The following is a 15,929-nucleotide window of genomic DNA, read 5'->3' as shown; positions in this document are numbered from 1 at the left end:
ATGTCACTCCCAAGCCAAATCAGCCGCTAATAAGGTCGCTTACTGAAGCGGATTGATCCGCAGCAGCCGATTAACCGTTTCCCGGCGAAGCCCGATGAACTGACCGATCTCATCCTGCGTTAGCACATCGGTCAGCTTGCCTGGTCCGATATAAGCCTGGAACCAGAGCTGCAGCTTACGCAGTCTCTCGAGTGGAGCGGTTTCGGTAAGCTGATCGATACGCTGCTGCATCATACGAAGCTTCTCTTGCAGCTGCAGAGCGATGGCGCGGCACTTCTCAGGATCACGCTCATTTTCGATATACCAATCTGCCGCTGGAAGCATTATAACTTCGCAGGTAACGAGCGCGACGGCTGTTCCATTATAAGGATTTGGACTAATGAGCGAATGATGGGGGATAATTTCTCCGGGCACAATGATATTCAACAGTACAGAATTACCATCCTCATGAATTCGGGTAATTTTCAGGAGACCTTTTCTCAGATGGTAGAGCGGGCCAGATTCTCCTTGCCTAAACAACGTTTCTCCCCTGTGTAAAATCATATTCCTATAGCCTCCTTGGAGCTTTTCAACAGAAAAGCTGGCATCTTAAATACTAGTCTATGTAAAAAAGCGAGAGTCTGAACTAATGGGCTGCTCGCTTTTTGCAGGTTCTTTATTTATTATATCAGGTTAAAATGTGGAGCAAAAATAGCGAAATTATCCTTATTTTACTAGCCCATTCGGGAAACAGTCACTCTTTTATGAAAACAGAATGAAAATCAGCTTTTTTTATATAAAAAGACGAACGATTGCTTGATAAATTGTTGAATTCTATGTATTATATACAAATAGATTATATGATTATGGGTCAAAAAATGCTCCAGAAGGTGATCCCATGCCGCTAATAGATTCTAGTGAAAACAGGAAGAAGCTGTGTCACCTCTATAACGAGATTGCCAAGGAGCTGTTCGGATTTGGCACTACGCTGCTAAAGGCATCATTGGATCATAACATCATTACGATTCATGCCAAGCATCGCCGTTCTCCGCGCTCTTCAGCTTTAGAGGGAGAAGCCCCGACGCTGAAGCATGAGGTTGATTTTTATATGTCCTCCATTTACAAGAAGAAAATCCGGGAGAAGCTGGAGCTCGAAATGGGCCTATCCATCGAAGCCGTATTAAGGGATTATGATCCACCGACACAATGGGCCATTACGAACATTATTCTTAAACAAACTGAATAGTCCAGTCGGCGTTTCTCTTTTGATCTATCTTAAGAGGAAACCACATGATATGAAACGGATGTCTCTTTGCATTGTTTACAATGAAAAGTGCTCTTGTTAGAAGATTTTATTCTATCAAGGGTACTTTTTGTTTTTTTTAGTACATAAGAAGGTTGTTTTATTGGTATCGTTTGGCACTCCGTGTATATTCCGGGATATGGAAAGGATACTAGTATTATAAAACAGGATTCACGATTCAAATTATATATGTATACAAAAAATGGGAGGACGATGATTATGAAAAAGAGAATGTTGCAAGGGCTGCTTTCCTTAACCGTGGTAGGAATGGCTTTGACGGGATGTGGAGCTCCAGCCAAAGAGCAAGGGAATACAGCAGGCGGTGCTGCACCTGCACCAGCACCTGCACCGAAGGGCGAACCAACCAAGCTGGTTATTTCCACATGGGGTTTCTCCGATGATTTCTTTAAGAAAGAAGTATACGCACCGTTCGAGAAGGAACATAATGTACAAATCGTACTGGAAACCGGCAACAATGCAGAGCGTCTTAACAAAGTTAAACAAGGCAGCTCAAGCGTGGATCTTATTTATTTATCCGATTATTATGCACAGCAAGGTATTGAAGCAGGCTTGTTCGATAAAATCGACCGCAGCCGCATTCCAAACCTGAAGGATATTTATGATCTGGCCAAAGCTCCGCTTGGTGAAGATTATGGTCCAGCGTATACCATCGGTCAATTGGGTATCGCCTATAGCCCAAAAGCCGCGGGTAAAGAAATCAAATCATGGAGCGACCTGTGGAGTCCTGAGCTTACTAAGAAGCTGACTCTGCCTAACATCACATCCACAAGCGGACCGATGATTTTGGATGCAGCATCTGTTGTAGCTGGCAATACTGCATTTAATGCGGACCAGGCTTTTGCAAAGATCAAGGAATTGAACAAAGGGGTTGTTAAGTATTACAGCCAAACCTCCGAATTCGTGAACATGTATGCACAAGGCGAAATTGCTGCCGGACCGATTATGGAAATGTACGTTAAAGATTTGAAAACTGCAGTACCGGATACAAAGTTTATTACACCGCAAGAGGGCGGTTACGCCATCATGAATACAGTCAATGTGATTAAAGGAAGCAAAAGCAAGCAAGTAGCGGAAGATTTCATCAACTGGCATTTGAGCAAAGAAGTACAAGAGAAGTCGGCTAAAGCCAAAGTAGATTCTCCGGTCAACACAACGCTGAAATTGTCTCCTGAAGAAGCAACTGGAATCACTTACGGCGCTGATGTTGTGAGCAAGCTTCGCAAATTGGATATGAAAGCTGTAAACCAGAACCTAAAGTCCTGGATCGACCGTTGGAATCGTGAAGTAACCCAATAAGAGCTCAATAATATAGAAGTGCAAGGGTATATGATCTAGCATGACAGAGCATGTACCCTTGTTATCTGTTCTGTCACGGCTATTAATAAGGGGGGAAATATAATGAAGAAGAAAGTCATCCTCGACGTGGATACAGGAATAGATGATGCCCTTGGCATTTTACTGGCGATCCGTTGCGGGCAGCTGGATATACTGGGAATCACCACAGTGAATGGCAACGTATCCTTGGATCAGGCGACTGTAAATACATGCAAAATTTTGCAGCTGGCTGGAGTGGAGCAAGAGATTCCTGTCATTCGAGGGGCAGATAAGCCGCTAATGCGTACGTCCTATTTTGAGCATCGGGTTCATGGACAGGACGGACTAGGTGGAGCCTTAAGCGAAATGCCGGTTCTTAAAACCGTTCAAGAGGGGCATGCCACTGATTTCATTATTGAACAGGTAAGACGTCAACCTGGGGAAGTTACCTTGATAATGACCGCGCCTCTGACAAATCTGGCACTTGCTGTGATGAAATATCCTGCCTTGGTTCATGAAGTGAAGGAAGTCATAGTAATGGGCGGTGTAGTGGCGAGCTTCGGAAATGTAACCCCGACTGCGGAGTATAACATCTATGTAGATCCTGAAGCAGCGAAGATTGTTCTTCAAGCCGGCTTCCCTTCCTTAACGCTTGTTGGTTTGGACGTTACGCGGAAGGCATTGCTGACGGAGGAGCATATTCAATCCCTGGGAGATACTCCAATCAGCCGCTATGTCAAGGAAAGCACGGCCGATTATATGAAGCGCTACTACGAGCGGTATGGTGTCCGAGCTTGTGCATTGCATGACCCGCTGGCTGTAGGTGTAGCTATCGACCGGACATTGGTTACCACAAAACCTTATTATGTGGATGTGGAAACGAAAAGCGAGCTTTGCGATGGGCAAACGGTATGTGATTTCCAGAATCGCTTGTCCAGGGAGCCGAATGTCCAGGTTTGCCTCGAGGTAAGGGCAGACGAATTTCTCCAGCTATTTACCCGGGCTCTGCGTGCCTAGCGAAAGCTAACTCAAGGAACAGGAGAAAAGTTACATGAAGAGAACGTATTTATATTTATTATTGATACCGGGTCTGCTGTTTCTGACGGTGTTCATGGTAGTGCCGATTCTTCTGACGATTGGCTCAACCTTTTTCAATAAAGGAGCATTTACCTTTGAAGGGTATATGCACTTTTTCAAGGATCCTTATTTCCTTAAAATTCTGGCGACCACATTGCGTGTCAGCCTATTCACTACGTTGTTGTGCATAGTTATAGGGTTTCCTGTTGCGTATTACATCTCCAGACGTTCTATTAGGCAAAAGGCGATTCTGCTTGCGCTGGCTATTTTTCCACTGCTTACAAGCTCGGTTGTTCGTTCCTTCAGCTGGATGATCATTTTGGGCAAAAAGGGATTGCTTAACAACTCGCTTATTGCCATAGGGATAATTCAAGAGCCTTTAGACATTTTGTACACACCTACTGCAATGATAATCGGTCTGGTCCATTTGTTTTTACCGCTAATTATCATTACTTTGGTTGGTGTTATGGAGAATATCGATCCCGATCTGATCAAAGCGGCGGAGAGTCTTGGCGCTAACCGTTTTGTAGCTTTCTGCAAGGTTATCGTGCCATTAAGCGTACCGGGATTAATTATAGGGAGTATTCTTGTTTTTGTCGGAAGCTTTACAGCTTATACGACCCCAGCCTTGTTAGGCGGGAAACAGCGAGTCATTTCCACATTTCTGTATCAAAATGCCATTACGCTTAACGATTGGTATTTGGCCTCTGTCATCGCCACGATCATGATCGTCATTACGTTCTTGGTCATTGGCCTCATGAACAAGCTGGCTAATAAATTAAATCCGAAGGGGTAGAAGGGATGCAGGAGAAGAATCGAGGGTTAGGCCTGTTTACGCTGCTTGTATATATATTTCTGCTTGGACCGCTTGTAATCATTGCTTTCACTTCATTCGAACCGGGGAGCGTCTTGAAATTTCCGCCCCAAGGCTTCTCGCTTAAGTGGTACAGCAATATCTTGGAAGTTTCCATGTTCACAAAAACCTTCTACACCTCGATCATCGTATCGCTTATTGGTAACTTATTGGCGCTGCTGATAGGTATGCCGGCGGCGTATGCATTAAGCCGATTTGAGTTCAAAGGGAAGAGTTTACTGAATGCTGTGTTTATTTCACCTGTACTTATTCCAGGTATTGTACTTGGATTTACGATGCTGAAATATGTAATCGTGACGTATAACCTGCCGATTTATGCGGCACTGTTGATTGGACATACGGTGGTTATGCTGCCCTTTATTATACGAGTTATCGCATCAAGCCTATCCAATTTTGACTTTGCTATAGAAGAAGCAGCTTTAAGTCTGGGTGCTGGACAGCTCAAAACATTTTTCAAAGTGGTGCTGCCCAATATTAAATCCGGCATAATAGCAGCCGTTCTTATCGCTTTCTTGGAGTCTTTTAATAATGTCGATATTTCCGTGTTTATGACCGGTCCGGGGGTCAGCACGCTGCCTATACAAATGCTGACGTACGTGGAAAACCATTTTGACCCAACGATTGCCGCAATATCCGTAATTCTTATGATCTTTACAGCGGTGTTTATGTTCGTAATAGAACGGCTGATGGGTCTATCCTATTTTACCAAACGATAATGGAGGCTTTCGCTTATGGCTTTGCTAACTCTGGAGAGTGTATCGGTTGCCTATGACCAGCAATATATTTTGAAGGATTTTAACCTCAGTGTGGAAAAAGGGAGCCTCATTTCGCTGCTCGGCCCTAGCGGCTGCGGCAAGACAACAACTCTGCGTCTTATCGCCGGGTTCTTGGAGGCCAAGGAAGGCCGATTTACGTTAAATGGTATGGACTACACACGTGTACCTGTCAATAAGCGCAACTTTGGATTCGTGTTCCAAAGCTATGCCTTGTTCCCGCATTTGTCGGTATACGACAATGTAGCGTTTGGTCTCCGGCTGCGCAAAGTAAGCGGAGCAGAACTGGATCGCCGCGTGCGTAAAATGCTCGATACGGTTAGCTTGTCCGGCTTTGAAAAGCGGTTCCCTAAGGAGCTGTCTGGAGGCCAGAGGCAGCGGGTTGCAATCGCTCGGGCACTCGTAATCGAGCCGGATTTGCTGCTCTTCGATGAGCCGTTGAGCAATTTGGACGCCAATCTGCGTGTGAACATGCGGGTGGAAATCCGCCGTATTCAGCAGGAGCTGGGCATTACCACCGTCTATGTATCCCATGATCAGGAAGAATGCTTCTCTATCTCGGATCAGGTGGCTATTATGAACAAAGGGATTATAGAACAGCTGGATCGGCCTGCTACGATTTTCAAATATCCGAAGACAGAGTTTATAGCCCGATTTATCGGCTTCAATAATTTTATAACCTTTGATGAAAGACAAGAAAGAAACGACGAGGTCGAGCTTAAGGTTAAGGACTATACTTTTATCGCGGCTAAAAACCCTGGCAAAGGTGAGCAGAAGGGCAAGAAGGGCGCTATTCGACCTGAGGATGTCATTATCGGTTCAATTGAGGAAATAGAAATGGGACCGAATCGATTGGCAGGACGTGTGAAGGTAAGCACATTCTTGGGGAGAAGCTACCAGTACGTGGTGGAGACTGATCTGGGAGATTTCACCGTTAACAAAGAAATGGAAGAGCCTTATTCTAATGGCAGTGAAATCCGACTTCTATTTCCTAGCGAGAAATTGGTTTTAGTTGAGTAGTGAACTTGGAGGTGCAAGCAAATGCGTGTCGATTTGCTGATTGAAAATGTGCAAATTTACAACAGCTATTTTAAAAAATTCATCCTTGGCAATGCCGTGGTATTGGATGGAAAGTTTCTATATATCGGAAAACGGGGCGCCGAAAGCTTCGAGGCGGGTGAATGTCTCGATGGACAAGGACGCTACATGATTCCCGGCCTCATTGATATTCATCTTCATATTGAAAGCACGATGGTTACACCGGAAACTTTCTCTTATGGACTTATTAAGAATGGAGTAACGACCATTGTGCCGGAGCCACATGAAATGGCCAATGTTTTTGGGCTTGATGGCGTGAAGGAAATGATCAAGGCGAGCAAAGCTTGTGTTGCCGATATGTTTTATGCGATTCCAAGCTCAGTACCTGCAACTTCCATGGAAACGACGGGTGGAGCTATCGAAATTGAAGATTTGGATGAGCTCCTGCGTTCGGAAAAAATCATTTGCTTAGGCGAGATTATGAACTATGTAGATATTATTAAGGATCCTGATTGCAAGACGAATCAAATTTTAAATCATATCCGCAATAATTATCCGCATCTAATCATCGAAGGGCATTGCCCAAAGCTGCTTGACCTGGATTTGCAAAGGGTTATATACAGCGGGGTAGATTCCGATCATACCCATCAAACGATTGAAGGAATGGAAGCACGGATCGGTGCAGGGATGTTTATTGAGATTCAGGAAAAATCAATGACGCAAGAAGTGATGGACTATCTGATTCAGCATGATGTTTCCGAGCACTTCTGCTTCGTAACCGATGATGTTATGCCGGATTCCTTCCAGCGGCGGGGGCATTTGAACCATATCGTTCGCAAAGCCATTGAAATGGGGATGGAGCCGGAGAAAGCGATTTACGCGAGTACCTTCACTCCGTCGAGAAGAATGAGAATGTATGATCGTGGAGCTATTGCTCCTGGAAAAATCAGCGATTTTTTATTGATTTCCAACCTCTCGGAGCTGACGATTGATCAAGTATTTAAAGATGGCCGGAAAGTATACGACGCCGCGGAATCATATAGCCCGAAAGCAAGTCAAGGTGCATTTCCCGCGCATTACTACACAAGTGTTAAACTGCCGCTGCTGGATGAGAAAGCTTTTTCCGTGGCAGTAGATTCTGCGGATGGCCACTATGCATGCCGTGTGATGATGGTAAAAGACGGTTCGACTTTTACTGAAGAGCATAAGGGCGAGGCAGAAGTTCGCGAAGGCGAGCTTCGCTGGGAGGAAAGTGGCTACGGGCTCATTGCTACGTTTGAACGCTACGGAAAAAACGGGAATCGAGCATACGGTTTAATCGGCGGCGATACGATCAAACGAGGAGCCGTAGCAACGTCTTATTCCCATGACAATCACAACCTTCTTGTTGTAGGGCATAATGTCAAGGATATGATGCTGGCTGCCAATGAAGTAATTAAGAATCAAGGCGGCTTTTGTGTGGTAGATGAAGGTAAGCTGCTTGCCAATCTTCATCTTCCGGTAGGCGGAATTTTAACGGAAGCTTCGTTGGAGCAGACAGCTATGGAGCTGGAGTCGATCCGCAAAGCGATGAAGTCGTTAGGCTATAAGCATTATAACCCGATTATGTCGATTAGCACACATTCATTGGCAGTCAGCCCAGCGTTGAAAATTACGGATCATGGTTTGATTGATGTGAATGAAGGCAAAGTTGTTTCTTTAATAATCGGCGATTAGTTCAATTGTGTATAAGAAATAGCATTTTGTACGGAACTAAAAGTTCCGTTATTCCATCAGCCGGCTCTAATCTAAGGAAATAGCGGAAGTGGGAATTCCGTTATGTTGGCTGAATTGGACATTTATGCATAAAAACAGAGGGATACCGGAACGAATGCTTCCGTTATTCCTCTGTTTTTTGGGTTTTCCAGCTAATAAAGGAATAATTACTTCCGCATTGCCCTTCCTTCCGTGGATTCAGTATTGGCGGGTAGTTTAGGGTCCATTGTTTTTCCGAAATTTAGATTTATTTTAAATACATAGATTGGTTCCTTTCTTTTGATACTATAAGAGGTTGCCAAGTAGGGAGGAATTTAATTTGGAAAGGTTATTGTTAAGATTACTTTGGATATCTAGTTTCGCCTCTATTCCATTCGTGTTTAAACGAAAAAACTTGCTTATGTACCTAACTGTTTTTTTCGCGAAAGGCGTATTATCGAGCTCAATTGATTCCATTTTTATTAAAAGGAAAAGAATTGAATATCCAGTTCGCCCTTACCCCAAAATTTTTGATACGAATATTTTGTATGATCTGCTATTTTACCCTCTCCTCAGCGTGCTGTGGGTAAGATCGACATACGATACTAAACCATCGGTAACCATTCTAAGAAGCTTATACTTTAGTGTTCCTATGTCTTTAGCTCAATGGATATTGGAGAAAAAGACGAATTTGTTTAAATGGAAATCTTGGTCTATTTTGCATACTTTTGTATCGATTAATTTCACTTTGTTCACAATTAGAGGGTTTGTAGGATTATTAAAAGAATGGACTAAAGAAAATAAACCGACAGCCAAGCAAAAGAGTACAGGCATACTTTCACGCCTTAATGATGTATTTGCGAATGTATTACCGACTAACTCTTCAAAAAGGATTGATTTTGAAATAGAAAACAAGGAAGCCGTTAAGGTGTAGGCAGTTTCACCATACTAAAGTGAAAGCAGGAAGCAATGGGGATACCCTTGTCTCCTGCTTTTTAATTTACACAGATGTGTTGTTGTTACATTTATTGGTTTAGTAAAAATAATTACATTTCGGTCAAACCTCTGCATTACGAAAAAAAGTTTGCTTCTCTATAATGAAACTAACTTAGTTGATCAACTAAAAGCTTCTTATGGAAAGGGGATGTTTCATTGCATTCCAATACGACTGTCGGTTTGCAGTCAAGAAAGGCAGCGGTTGGCAAGAGTCGGCTTCGGCTAATCGAAACGCTGACCGGTTATGTATTCGTGGGTCCGATGCTGCTCGGAGTTCTCTTGTTGGTAATGGTGCCTGTCATCGCTTCATTGTTGTTAAGCTTTGCCGACTGGAACTTTGTCGCGGGCATTGACCAGATGAAATTCGTAGGCTTAGGAAACTTTAAGCGGTTAGAGGCCGATCCGATTTTTTGGAGGGCGATTACGAATAATATGCTTTTCATTCTGATCGTTCCCTTGACCATGATCCTCGCTCTTCTTTTGGCGGTTGTTATCAACAAATCGGTTTATGGTAAGGACTTCTTTAAAATTATTTATTTTATGCCATATATTTCGAGTATTGTAGCTATTGGAATCGTCTGGCAAGTCTTATTTCATCCGAGCCATGGTCCGGTCAATCAAATGCTGATCTCCATGGGAATTTCCAACCCTCCCAAATGGCTGGCCGATGTAGATTATGCGTTTCCTTCTCTAATGGGGATAATGACTTGGGCGGGTATCGGGTTTAACCTTATTATTTATATGGCCGGTTTACAGTCAATTCCGAAGGATCTTTACGAAGCGGCGGAAATGGATGGAGCCAGTCCGTGGGTACAGCTCACGCGAATAACCATTCCCATGCTGTCGCCGACATCATTCTTCTTACTGGTGACAGGGATTATCGGTTCCTTTAAAGTGTTTAATATTATTAGTGTTTTGACGCAGGGAGGTCCTGCGCGGTCGACCTCGGTTCTCGTTTATTATTTGTATGAAACGGCTTTCATTAATTTGAATATCGGGTATGCATCGGCGATGGCATTGGTGCTCTTCGTGTTCGTCTTAATTATCACCCTTATCCAATGGTATGGGCAAAAGAAATGGGTTAACTATTAAGGAGAGTTGGAGGCATGACGAGGCTCAGCCCGACAAAAATGATTATCACCGTTATCATGTCTTGTTTAGGAATCGCTTTTCTGCTACCGTTTATCTGGATGCTTTCTGCCTCATTGAAGCCCGAGGCTGATGTGTTCAACTATCCCGTAGAATGGATTCCTCAGCACTGGAATACGGTGCAAAATTATAAAGCTGTATGGATGGGGAAATCCCCCTTCCCGCTTTTCTATTGGAACTCTCTGAAAGTAACCGGCATCACGACATGCTTGTCCATTGTGATTTCTTGTATGGCTGGCTATGGATTTTCCAAAATCGATTTTAAAGGGAAAAATGTGCTTTTCCTCCTGCTGTTATGTACATATATGATTCCGCATGAAGCGATTCTGGTTCCGCAGTTCATTTTCTATCGATGGTTGCAATTGTTTGACAGTCATACGGGTCTCATTTTGCTAGGCAGCTTTAGCGTGCTCGGAACCTTTTTGCTGAGACAGTTTTTTATTGGAATTAATAAGGAGCTCTTGGAATCTGCAAAGCTTGACGGTGCAGGGCATTATCGGACATTCTTATATATCGGTATCCCTCTTGTTCGTCCGGCGATTGCCACTTATGCGATTTTGCGATTTATATGGAGCTGGAATGATTATCAGAATCCGCTCATTTTTCTTCGATCCGAGCATTTGTATACGCTTCAATTAGGCATTCAATCTTTTGCAGATGAAAATGGTCAATTTTATTCACTTATTATGGCAGGCACCGTTTCAGCGATTATTCCACTGCTTGTTATTTTCGTTATTGGGCAAAGACAGGTTATCGAAGGGATATCTCTTGGGGGTGTAAAAGGTTGAAATTCAAACGTTTAGTAGGGGGAAATAGGTTGAAAATTAAATGGATAGCGGTTCTGCCTATAGTTGTCTTATCCTTTGGCACAATGATCGGTTGTTCCTCTGGACAAAGTACGCCGGACACGAAAAATAAAGACGTCAATTCGACTGAAAAAAAGCCAATCGTCATCAAGCTGCACAGTTGGTACACGAACGAAAGGGAAGCGATCAACAAGGCGGTTGACGATTTCAATGCCAAGAACCCCGGTATTAAGCTGGAGTACGAATTTCTAACTGAAAGTGCGATTGACGCTATGAAAAAGCTGGATTTATTGGCTGCATCCGGTGAGCAGTTAGACGTATTTGTACTGAATAGCTCCAGCAGTTACACGCAGCGTATTGGCATGGGGATGCTGGAGCCGCTTGATGAGTATATGAAGAAGGAAGGAATCAATTACACCGAAGAATATATGCTGGATATGAAATTTAATGGGAAATATTACGCTATACCTGGAAAATACAGTGCAAAGCTGGTACTGTTGAATAAAGAATATTTGGATGCTGCCGGACTTCCCGTACCAACGGATTGGACCTGGGATGATTACATGGATTATGCCAGGAAGCTGACTAAAGGCGAGGGTGTTAAAAAAATATATGGGGGACATTTTCATAATACTTTGTTGAATCCCGTGCTCTCGAATCAAGCGCTGGAAAACGGGATGTATAGAAAAGACGGAACGCCGAATCTGGATAACGCTCGAACAAAAAAATCATTGGAAATGATGTGGAAAGCGCAGCAAATCGATAAAACGGCTATGCCGTATGCAGATATCATCGCGCAAAAGCTGGATAGCCGGGCCGCTTATATGAAAGGCAATATCGCTATGGTATTTGACGGGTCCTGGCTGGTAAAGGAATCCGGAGGCACGGCACAGCTGCCGGCAACCTTCAAAACGGTATACGCTCCATATCCGAAGTTTTCCAAGGATGATCCGAGCGGATTAACGGGAGTTAATGGAGATTTCATCGCCGTATCCTCCAAGTCTAAGCATAAGGAAGAAGCCTATAAGGTGGCAAGGTATTTATCGACGGAAGGGTTGGTTCTTCAAGGCAAGGAGTTTCCGGCATGGAAGAAAGCGGATAAATCCAAGCTTGTAGATACGGTCATGAGTAATGTGGCGCAACCGCAATTTATGGATAAGGAATCGCTCCTGCACGTATTGAATACATTCAAGTTTGCAGAGCTGGATATGCCTCCGTCATATAGTGCGGAAGCCTCGAAAGCATTCAATGCTGAAACGGAAAAGTTTTTACTTGGCGTCCAGGACCTCAATACAACGATTTCCAAAGGGACCGAAGCATTGAACAAAATAGTGTCGGCAAACAAAAAGTAATGAAACTTAAAGTATAGGGGTCAAGGAGAAGATATCTCCTCGATCCTTTTCTTAACAACGGAAAAGAAGTGAGTTTATGAACGGAAGGGCACACATCTTTAACATCAAATCATTTAGGCAAAAGCTGCTCGTTTCCTCGATTCTATGTTTGATTGTTCCAATGGTTATCGCTGTGCTTATATCCAACTATGCCACCAAGGATGTGCTTAAGGAACAAGCGGTAGCTAATATGGAGCAATCTCTGCACACTATGGATATTTATATTACGAATCTGATCAGCAATATGATATACACCACGAATGTCATTCAGTTTGATAATGAGGTTACTGCTATTTTGAATGACAGGATTCCGGATAAGGGCTCTACAGCTCAATTTTTTCATATAAAGAAGATGAACGAGAAGTTCGCCAATGTGGAGACGGCTGCAAGCAATCCTGTTTATTTGGCCGTCATAGATACAGCGGGAACCGCTTACTCCAATTATTCCGAATTTCAAGATTACGATCCGTTGAATTTCACTCGTCTAGACTGGTTTCAGCGATTGGAAAATTTGGATGCATTGGATACCTATTGGGTTGGAACACAGGCTAACTATATTGCTTCAAGTGCGCGTAAAAGTCCGTATCTGATTACGGTGGCCCGTACGATCCGAAATTCCTCTATCACAAGCGGGTATATTATCGCCAGTATGTTCGAAACGGATATACATAATATTTTTCAGAATTACAACAGTACGCAGGAGATTATGCTGGTGAACAGCAGTGGAGCTGTGCTCTCGCACACAAACCCTGCCCAAATCGGTACGACGTTTCCCTACATGAAACGCAATGGGGTGGGGATCGGAGGCAATGAGAACGAGAATCCGGTCATCGTTAAAGATCAGAACAAAGATTTTTTGCTGGTCACACATAAGCTGCCGTTCTCGGATTGGTATTTAGTAAGCTTGTCGCCTTATAAAGAAGCGATCGATAAAATCAGCCGTGTCCATCAAAATGTTTTACTGCTGACTATTACGTGTTTTGGCTTGTTTTTGGTTATATTGCTCTACCTTATGAATCAATGGACCAAGCCGATCAAGCTGTTGGGTAAGGTAGCTGCCAAGGTACGATCAGGCAATTTATCCATCAGATCAAATATAACGACTAAAGATGAGATTGGAGAATTTGCCCATTCATTCGATTATATGCTCGACCGTATACAGCAAATGATTGGGCAGATTACTTTGGAGCAGACGGGGAAGCGGGCAGCAGAGCTTGAGATGCTGCAGGCACAGGTGAACCCTCACTTCTTGTTCAATATTATTAATTCCGTTCGGATGAAAATATGGATGAAGGGCGATTTGGAAAATGCTGAATTGCTCGGTTCTTTATCTGCGTTTCTTCGAATGACCATCAATCGCAATAATGAGTATATTTCTTTGCACGAAGAGCTGGAGCTGATCTCTAACTACGTGTTGCTGGTCAACTTTAGGCATAAGGAGCCGATTGTATTGGAGCTTAACCCTGCTTCGGAGACATTATTGGAAGAAGTCCCGCGATTCTCCATTCAACCTTTTGTAGAAAATGCCATCATTCACGGATTGAAGCATAAGGGAGGAAGCGTTCGAATCTCCAGCCGGAAGGACGCCAATGGATTGGCTGTTATTGTGGAGGACAACGGAGAGGGAATGAAGCAGGAGATGTTGGATGAGCTGCGAAAGAAATTATTTTCCGGAAATACGGATGCGGAGGAAAGCAGCTTTAACTATTCAGGAATAGGGTTAAAAAATGCTTATGAACGCCTACAGTTAATATACGGTTACGACAGCACGCTATCGATTGAAAGCGAGGAGGGTGTGGGTACTAAGATCCACATTTACATTCCAAAGGGGCGCCGCAGGGAGGAGCAATCAGATGTATAAAGTTATGTTGGTCGATGATGATTACCCTGTTCTGGAATATTTGTCACAAGTTATCCCTTGGAATGAGCTGGATCTGCAGTTGTATGGTATGTATGAAAATCCCCTTGAAGCGCTTGAGCATGCAAAGTCGGAAATGCCCGACATTCTGATTACAGACATCGGCATGCCGCAAATATCGGGAATCGAGCTGATCCGGCAGCTAAAAGCATTAAATGGAGAGCTTTGTACGATAATCCTTTCTTGTTATAACGACTTTCAGTATGCTCAGCAGGCGGTAAAGCTTAATGTGCAGGATTATGTGTTGAAGGAGAGCATAACACCGGATACGATTGCTTTCCAATTGCGGCAGCTTTGCGGACGTTTGGATGAGCTGAGCGAGAATCGGAAGCAGAGACATCAATTGGAGCATATTGTAAATGACAACAAGGCGGAGCTGAAGCAGAAATTTTTACTGGGTACTTTGAATAACCCGATATGGCATTTGGAAGAGTGGCTGAATGTAATCAAGCAGTATGGTATTGATTTTGACGCAAACCCTTATATGCTTGTGCTCTACACCATCGAACGGCATACGCAAACGAAGAAGAATTTGAATATGTCCGACGATATGCTGCTCTACGCACTGGAAAATGTGATGGACGAAGTACTCGGGCCGGTGAAGGGATCGGTCAGCTTTCGTTATAGCATCAAGTCAGGATTTATGCTCATCCCTTGCCGTCTGACTTTGAAGGAGAATGGCTACAGCTTGGTCTACGATACAATCAAAAAAGTTCAGGAATCACTGAATAAATATTTGAGGGTCGAAGCTTCTTTTTATGTAGGTGATCGATGCAGCCATCCGATGGAGCTCAAGGCTAACCTATTGAAGCTTTTACATACATGGGATCATCGGTTTTATTTGCCTGAGGGGTTTATTGGTGCGATCACGGAAGAAGAATTTACGAAGGCTGATTTATTTACCTACTTTTTGCAAGCGTTGGAGGAAATGAAGCAGCTTATTTTGCATGAAGATGCCCAAGGCTTGGAGGAGGCGGCTGCGAGATGGATGTCCTTTGTGGAAAAAGAGCGCTTTCCTCCCGAAATGATAAAAGAATGGGTTTTGAAGCTTCTACTGGACATGCGGGTCAAATTCAAATCGCTGCAAAAGTTCCAAACCAATTACTCTGTTGAGGTTCTCCACAGTACGATGAGCGAAATTGAACATACGAATCAATTGCAAAGCTGGATGCTTGTGCATCTGCATGAAATGCTTGAGCAAATGGGCACTATTTTCAAACAATCCAAGCGCGGAGAAATCAGTAAAGCTCAGAGATATGTAGAGGAGCATCTGCATCAAAAAATAACGTTAGAGGAGGTGGCTGATTACCTGCATTTGAATTCATCCTACTTCAGCAGGTTGTATAAAAAGGAAACCGGGTTGACTTTTATCGAATATGTAATCCAAACCAAGATGAATAAGGCTAAAGAGCTGTTGGATAACACGGACAAAACAGTGGAAGAAATCTCTTATCTGTTAGGCTACGATAATAAGCGTTATTTTATCCAGCTGTTTAAAAATGAAATGGGTGTGCCGCCCTTGGCCTACAGCGGGGCAATGAAACAAGGAGGGTAAA

14 protein-coding genes are annotated in these 15,929 nt (G+C 43.5%); 13 read left to right on the top strand and 1 reads right to left on the bottom strand.

Features of this window, described 5'->3' with window-relative positions; all coding sequences use genetic code 11:
• Positions 1–39 precede the first annotated feature (39 nt).
• The gene (locus ACFQ0C_RS02855; RefSeq protein ID WP_258214535.1) at positions 40–543 is read right to left on the bottom strand and encodes a Crp/Fnr family transcriptional regulator; all 504 of its coding nucleotides are present in this window, start codon (positions 541–543) and stop codon (positions 40–42) included.
• A gap of 334 nt (positions 544–877) precedes the next feature.
• On the opposite strand from ACFQ0C_RS02855, the gene ACFQ0C_RS02850 reads away from it, so the two are divergent.
• From ACFQ0C_RS02850 to ACFQ0C_RS02790, 13 genes are all read left to right on the top strand, one after another.
• The gene (locus ACFQ0C_RS02850) at positions 878–1,225 is read left to right on the top strand and encodes a DUF2294 domain-containing protein (protein ID WP_171652152.1); all 348 of its coding nucleotides are present in this window, start codon (positions 878–880) and stop codon (positions 1,223–1,225) included.
• Between the two features lie 276 nt (positions 1,226–1,501).
• Positions 1,502–2,599 carry an ABC transporter substrate-binding protein gene (locus ACFQ0C_RS02845; protein WP_379363783.1) on the top strand — a complete coding sequence of 366 codons (1,098 nt, stop codon included), beginning with the start codon at positions 1,502–1,504 and terminating at the stop codon, positions 2,597–2,599.
• A gap of 102 nt (positions 2,600–2,701) precedes the next feature.
• Positions 2,702–3,634, top strand: coding sequence for a nucleoside hydrolase (locus tag ACFQ0C_RS02840; protein WP_379363781.1), 933 nt, complete (start codon positions 2,702–2,704; stop codon positions 3,632–3,634).
• 34 nt (positions 3,635–3,668) lie between these two features.
• Positions 3,669–4,490 (top strand): ABC transporter permease, encoded by an 822-nt coding sequence (locus tag ACFQ0C_RS02835; protein WP_379363779.1) that lies wholly within the window; start codon positions 3,669–3,671, stop codon positions 4,488–4,490.
• Between the two features lie 5 nt (positions 4,491–4,495).
• On the top strand, positions 4,496–5,284 hold the full coding sequence (locus ACFQ0C_RS02830) for an ABC transporter permease (RefSeq protein ID WP_258214531.1): 789 nt from the start codon (positions 4,496–4,498) through the stop codon (positions 5,282–5,284).
• 15 nt (positions 5,285–5,299) lie between these two features.
• The gene (locus ACFQ0C_RS02825; protein WP_379363776.1) at positions 5,300–6,361 is read left to right on the top strand and encodes an ABC transporter ATP-binding protein; all 1,062 of its coding nucleotides are present in this window, start codon (positions 5,300–5,302) and stop codon (positions 6,359–6,361) included.
• Positions 6,362–6,382: 21 nt separating this feature from the next.
• The gene (locus ACFQ0C_RS02820; protein ID WP_379363774.1) at positions 6,383–8,095 is read left to right on the top strand and encodes an adenine deaminase C-terminal domain-containing protein; all 1,713 of its coding nucleotides are present in this window, start codon (positions 6,383–6,385) and stop codon (positions 8,093–8,095) included.
• Between the two features lie 439 nt (positions 8,096–8,534).
• On the top strand, positions 8,535–9,047 hold the full coding sequence (locus ACFQ0C_RS02815) for a CBO0543 family protein (protein ID WP_379363977.1): 513 nt from the start codon (positions 8,535–8,537) through the stop codon (positions 9,045–9,047).
• Positions 9,048–9,265: 218 nt separating this feature from the next.
• Entirely contained in the window at positions 9,266–10,201 is a 936-nt protein-coding gene (locus tag ACFQ0C_RS02810; RefSeq protein WP_379363772.1) for a carbohydrate ABC transporter permease, read from the top strand.
• Positions 10,202–10,215: 14 nt separating this feature from the next.
• Positions 10,216–11,046: a carbohydrate ABC transporter permease gene (locus ACFQ0C_RS02805; protein ID WP_379363770.1), complete on the top strand. Its 831-nt coding sequence runs from the start codon at positions 10,216–10,218 to the stop codon at positions 11,044–11,046.
• A 29-nt stretch (positions 11,047–11,075) separates the two neighbouring features.
• Positions 11,076–12,416 (top strand): ABC transporter substrate-binding protein, encoded by a 1,341-nt coding sequence (locus tag ACFQ0C_RS02800; protein ID WP_379363768.1) that lies wholly within the window; start codon positions 11,076–11,078, stop codon positions 12,414–12,416.
• Positions 12,417–12,492: 76 nt separating this feature from the next.
• On the top strand, positions 12,493–14,316 hold the full coding sequence (locus ACFQ0C_RS02795; protein WP_379363766.1) for a cache domain-containing sensor histidine kinase: 1,824 nt from the start codon (positions 12,493–12,495) through the stop codon (positions 14,314–14,316).
• On the top strand, positions 14,309–15,928 hold the full coding sequence (locus tag ACFQ0C_RS02790) for a response regulator transcription factor (RefSeq protein WP_379363764.1): 1,620 nt from the start codon (positions 14,309–14,311) through the stop codon (positions 15,926–15,928). The genes ACFQ0C_RS02795 and ACFQ0C_RS02790 overlap by 8 nt, the downstream gene beginning before the upstream one ends.
• Position 15,929 lies beyond the last annotated feature (1 nt).

Source organism: Paenibacillus sp. GCM10027630 (assembly GCF_042676305.1).
GTDB lineage: Bacteria > Bacillota > Bacilli > Paenibacillales > NBRC-103111 > Paenibacillus_S.
Note: the sequence above shows the minus strand (reverse complement) of the source record. Positions and strands in the feature narration are given on the sequence as shown.

What these genes read in the sequence shown, in the direction of transcription:
- ACFQ0C_RS02855 (WP_258214535.1), bottom strand. Translation starts at nt 543, where the DNA reads ATGATTTTACACAGGGGAGAAACGTTGTTTAGGCAAGGAGAATCTGGC.
- ACFQ0C_RS02850 (WP_171652152.1), top strand. Translation starts at nt 878, where the DNA reads ATGCCGCTAATAGATTCTAGTGAAAACAGGAAGAAGCTGTGTCACCTC.
- ACFQ0C_RS02845 (WP_379363783.1), top strand. Translation starts at nt 1,502, where the DNA reads ATGAAAAAGAGAATGTTGCAAGGGCTGCTTTCCTTAACCGTGGTAGGA.
- ACFQ0C_RS02840 (WP_379363781.1), top strand. Translation starts at nt 2,702, where the DNA reads ATGAAGAAGAAAGTCATCCTCGACGTGGATACAGGAATAGATGATGCC.
- ACFQ0C_RS02835 (WP_379363779.1), top strand. Translation starts at nt 3,669, where the DNA reads ATGAAGAGAACGTATTTATATTTATTATTGATACCGGGTCTGCTGTTT.
- ACFQ0C_RS02830 (WP_258214531.1), top strand. Translation starts at nt 4,496, where the DNA reads ATGCAGGAGAAGAATCGAGGGTTAGGCCTGTTTACGCTGCTTGTATAT.
- ACFQ0C_RS02825 (WP_379363776.1), top strand. Translation starts at nt 5,300, where the DNA reads ATGGCTTTGCTAACTCTGGAGAGTGTATCGGTTGCCTATGACCAGCAA.
- ACFQ0C_RS02820 (WP_379363774.1), top strand. Translation starts at nt 6,383, where the DNA reads ATGCGTGTCGATTTGCTGATTGAAAATGTGCAAATTTACAACAGCTAT.
- ACFQ0C_RS02815 (WP_379363977.1), top strand. Translation starts at nt 8,535, where the DNA reads ATGTACCTAACTGTTTTTTTCGCGAAAGGCGTATTATCGAGCTCAATT.
- ACFQ0C_RS02805 (WP_379363770.1), top strand. Translation starts at nt 10,216, where the DNA reads ATGACGAGGCTCAGCCCGACAAAAATGATTATCACCGTTATCATGTCT.
- ACFQ0C_RS02795 (WP_379363766.1), top strand. Translation starts at nt 12,493, where the DNA reads ATGAACGGAAGGGCACACATCTTTAACATCAAATCATTTAGGCAAAAG.
- ACFQ0C_RS02790 (WP_379363764.1), top strand. Translation starts at nt 14,309, where the DNA reads ATGTATAAAGTTATGTTGGTCGATGATGATTACCCTGTTCTGGAATAT.